General features: G+C 46.9%; 5 protein-coding genes. 4 read left to right on the top strand and 1 reads right to left on the bottom strand.

Annotated features, from left to right (window positions below; translation table 11 throughout):
• The 4 genes from WBA23_RS10125 to mgtE form a co-directional block, all read left to right on the top strand.
• On the top strand, positions 1 to 361 hold a 361-nt coding region (locus WBA23_RS10125), incomplete at its 5' end, for a M20/M25/M40 family metallo-hydrolase (RefSeq protein WP_424582161.1).
• 587 nt (positions 362 to 948) lie between these two features.
• Entirely contained in the window at positions 949 to 1,761 is an 813-nt protein-coding gene (locus WBA23_RS10120) for a mechanosensitive ion channel family protein (protein ID WP_424582160.1), read from the top strand.
• On the top strand, positions 1,748 to 2,566 hold the full coding sequence (locus WBA23_RS10115; RefSeq protein WP_424582159.1) for a CBS domain-containing protein: 819 nt from the start codon (positions 1,748 to 1,750) through the stop codon (positions 2,564 to 2,566). The genes WBA23_RS10120 and WBA23_RS10115 overlap by 14 nt, the downstream gene beginning before the upstream one ends.
• A 14-nt stretch (positions 2,567 to 2,580) precedes the next feature.
• Positions 2,581 to 3,888 (top strand): magnesium transporter, encoded by a 1,308-nt coding sequence (gene mgtE, locus WBA23_RS10110; RefSeq protein WP_424582158.1) that lies wholly within the window; start codon positions 2,581 to 2,583, stop codon positions 3,886 to 3,888.
• Positions 3,889 to 3,894: 6 nt separating this feature from the next.
• On the opposite strand, the gene WBA23_RS10105 is transcribed toward mgtE, so the two are convergent.
• Positions 3,895 to 4,235: GMC oxidoreductase (locus WBA23_RS10105; RefSeq protein WP_424582157.1), on the bottom strand; the 341-nt coding region annotated here is incomplete at its 5' end.

Here is a 4,235-nt window from a genome sequence, read left to right as displayed (position 1 = left end):
AGAAAAATATCCCAAAATCAGCATCCGCGATCCGCAGACTCCGGCTACCGTTAATGACACTGAATTGACCAATCGCTTGGTGGCAGTTTTCAAAGAAACGCTGGGGGAAGATAAGGTAGTGGAAACTCCGCCTAATATGGTAGGTGAGGATTTTAGTCGTTTCGGGATGCAGGACGAAAAAGTGCCCATCTGTATGTTCTGGCTGGGTGCCGTAGATCCCCAGAAGGTGAAAGAAGCCGAAGAAACCGGTACCAAGCTACCCTCTTTGCACTCCCCTACTTACGCCCCGCTTCCCGAACCCACCATTAAAACGGGCATCCGAGCCATGAGTGCGGCAGCATTGGAGTTGTTAAATGAATAGTAGATGTAGGACTCGCTCTATATAATCGTAAATTTTTATCAATACTGTGTTTGCGATCAACTACCCATTGCGTAGTAAATCGCAAACAGATAACTCAGTATTAATTCTTATCCGATGACCTTCTCACCCTGAAATAACCCACAAAATTCGCTATAGATGCCATTAAAAATAAGATTGGGGGTAGTACAATGCGAAACTTATGCAATTCAGTGAGGTAGTTTAAATTCAGAAAATGCAGAGCGGCGGCTAGAAGGAAAATAATGCCATTTACTAGATATCCGGTAGAAGAAGTTTTCGGTAGTTTCATGCTTTAAAATTCTTCCTTTACGTCAGTTTCTACGGTCTACAAGTTAGAAGATATCGTTTTCCGGGGCAACACAATTTATAGCATAGGTTGCAAATGGCAGATAGGTAGCACTTAATTAACCACCTAAATTGCTCTTATTCTCATTTACCACTAGCTATACATCAGAAGATCAGCCAAACTTTAGCTTGCTTCAGTGTATTTAATCCGCCTTAAGTAGTTTCACTCAGGAAAATACCTAAATTGAAACCACAATCAGGCTAGCTAAACCTAACATCTGCGAATGAAACAGGATATTTACGTATATCTGGAAAACCTACTATCGGGCGCCAGTGAGTTCTTGCCAAGGTTATTAATTGCTTTATCCGTTCTTCTGTTAGGATACCTTTTGGGACGCCTTATCGAAGGGGGAGTTAGACGATTAATCCTCTATCTTAATAGTAGAGTGAACCGAGGCTTGCAGCGCTCAACCCTAAATGTTGACTTAAGGGGCACCGCTACGTTTATCTCCACCCTTTTTTTCTGGATCGCAATTGTCGTATCGTTATTAATTGGCCTACAAATATTGGGGTTGACTCTTTCGGGGGTTTGGCTAGATAGAATTATTGAGTACGTACCTAACCTTATCGCGGCCATCGTTATTGCCTTAGCAGGTATTACTCTTAGTCGCTTGCTGGCCAAGCTAATCAGGAAAGCAGCACTAAGAACCGGAAGCAGTAGTGGTAAGTACCTAAGTAATCTGGTGAAGTACCTTATCCTGTTTATTACGCTGGTAGTAGCGGTGGATCAGATCGGAATAGATATAGTCTTTCTTAAAGATCTGTTCGTCGTTCTGCTGGCATTCTTACTATTTGGGGCTTCGTTTTCGTTCGGACTGGGGGCTAAAACCTCGGTTAGTAATATTTTGGGAGCTTATTACTTTAGAAAAAGCCACCAACTGGGTACCCGAATCAGATTAGAAGATATTGAAGGCACCATTGTTAAGATTACGGATCACGCCGTTTCACTGGAGACTAAAGTGGGTTTGGTAGTCGTTCCCGCCAAGAGATTTAATGAGCATAATGTCACTATAGTTAGGGAAGATGAAAATACATAACGATCAGCGCTTTATTGACCAGTTCCTCACCCGCCACCGAAATACCGCTGTGGCGGCGATTGAAGCGTTAGAAATTGATGAGATAGCCCTGTTGCTAGAAAACGTGGCTCCCGATAAGATCAAGATTATCCTATCCGGTATGGCCCCGTACCGGGCGGTAAAAGTGCTGGAAAAAATGCCGGTTGCGCAGGCAACCAACGTTATCGGGGCGCTTCCGATCGACATTTCCGAACCTATTCTACGAGCGATGAAGCCTTCGTTACGTAAACAAATAATAGTGGATCTTCCACCGGATGTAAGAAAGCCTCTCAAGCGTTCTCTCACGTTTAGTCGCAATCAAGTGGGCGCTCATTTGGAGCCTAGTTTTCTTACGTTGTCCGAAAGCAGTAGCGTAGAAAAGGTGCTGTCCGAAATTAAAGCAACCCAAGTTACGGTTCAGCCGCAGATGTTTGTGGTTAGTAAAGAAAAGATGCTAGTTGGCTACCTGGAAGCAACCGATCTATTATCTAACAGCCCGGAGAAGATTATCCACTCAATTATGAAGCCCGCGCCATCCACAGTTGTTGCCACCATGTCGGTAAAGGACGTACTGGAGCATTGGGATGATGCTATGGTATACCTACCAGTGGTGAACGCCGAGAATCAGGTATTGGGGATTGTTTCGCGCGGCACCCTATCCAAGCTAACACTGACCAGTGTCAGCACCGACCGGTTAGAAGTAAAAGCCGGCAGTGCATTAGGAGACCTCTACTTAGTCGGGCTGACTGGCCTGCTCGGGGGCACCGACCACCAAACAAAATCTTAAAACCGTACACCACTATGGAAATAGCTGCTATTAAACGTAAATTAGCCAATACGTACATTCAACGGTTTCCCGAAGAAGCAACCAGCATTTTTAATACGTTAAGCCCAGAGGAAGTGCTTGATTATCTACGGACTCAACCGGTAGATCCAGCCCAAGAAGTACTAGTAAACCTGGCCCCCGATATGCAATCTAAGGTGCTGGAAGCATTAGACGATCGACGGTTTTTGACTGTCTTCGAGGCACTAGATACCTACTCGGCGGCGAAGCTACTGTCTCGAGCCAGCCCCACGACTATCGAGCGCAAACTTGAACTCCTTCCCGATGATAAGTCAAAGGCCATTCGGGAGACGCTGACCTATCCCCCGGAGGCCGCGGGCTACCTGATGGATACCCAGATCATCACGTTTAGCCCTACCACCACGGTAGATCAGGTACTAGAGAAGCTACGGAAAATAGGTGATAGAAAAGTGCTGAGTGTATACGTGACCAGTGCTGCCGGTACATTGCTGGGTAGGGTCTTTATCCAGAATATAGCCATATCATCCCTGAGTACCACCCTAGAAGAGCTACTGGAGCCAAGTGAAAGTATTCAGGTCATGTCTCCGGCTGAGGAAGCGGTGAAGCTCTTTGAGGAAGGAAAAATTATCAACCTCGCGGTAGTTGATCTAGACAACAATTTGCTGGGCGTTATTCGCAGCGAGACTCTAATAGCCGCTACGCAAAAAGATGCTTCGGAAGATGTATTGGCTATGTTTGGAGCGGGTAGAGAGGAGCGCGCCCTATCCAGTGCTTGGTTTGCGGTTAAGAAGCGCTTGCCCTGGTTACAGATCAATTTAGTTACCGCCTTTTTAGCAGCCTCTATCGTGGGCATGTTCGAAGAGACTATTGCCCAGGTTACAGTGCTAGCCGTATTTCTTCCGGTAGTGGCGGGGCAATCGGGCAATACCGGTTCTCAGGCATTGGCGGTGACCATACGCGGACTGGCTCTGCGTGAAATTCAAACGGACCAGTGGTGGCGCGTAGCGAAGAAAGAAGTAGCGGTTGGCTTTATCAACGGGGTTGCCATAGCTTTAACTACTGCCCTCATCGCCTACTTCTGGGCCTCATCATTCGGAATCGCCTTGGTCATTGGTACATCCATGATACTATCAATGGTGATCGCGGGCTTCTCGGGGGCGGTAGTTCCTATCGTCTTGAAAGCGGTCGGCCAAGACCCCGCTCAGTCTTCGTCTATTGTTTTGACTACCGTCACCGACATTATGGGTTTTCTAAGTTTTCTAGGCTTAGCCACCGCCCTGGGTGGTGCTTTGGGAATTTTTTAATCTAAATCACAAATTCAGTTTATTCTTCTCCTTCACAGCATGGTCCACGGCGCGGGCGACGAAGGCCATGTAGGTGAGGGAAGGGTTTTGGGTGCTGGTGGAGGTCATGGATGAACCGTCGGTAACAAATACATTGGGGCAAGCGTGTAGTTGGTTCCACTTGTTGAGTAAGGAGGTTTTAGGGTCTTTGCCCATACGTACTCCGCAGATCTCGTGGATGTCCAGCCCGGGTGCCTGACCGGTATCGCGGGTCTGGATGTCGGTGAAACCAGCTCGTTCGTACATCTCGGTAAACTGCTCAAAGAAGTCTTGAATCATCCGCTCGTCATTGTCGTCGTAGTCGATGT

Source organism: Tunicatimonas sp. (assembly GCF_049647865.1).
Lineage (GTDB): Bacteria > Bacteroidota > Bacteroidia > Cytophagales > Cyclobacteriaceae > Tunicatimonas.
Note: the sequence above shows the minus strand (reverse complement) of the source record. Positions and strands in the feature narration are given on the sequence as shown.

Bases quoted from the DNA above. Each gene is read 5' to 3' on its own strand.
- WBA23_RS10115 (WP_424582159.1), top strand. From the start codon at position 1,748: ATGAAAATACATAACGATCAGCGCTTTATTGACCAGTTCCTCACCCGC.
- mgtE (WP_424582158.1), top strand. From the start codon at position 2,581: ATGGAAATAGCTGCTATTAAACGTAAATTAGCCAATACGTACATTCAA.
- WBA23_RS10120 (WP_424582160.1), top strand. From the start codon at position 949: ATGAAACAGGATATTTACGTATATCTGGAAAACCTACTATCGGGCGCC.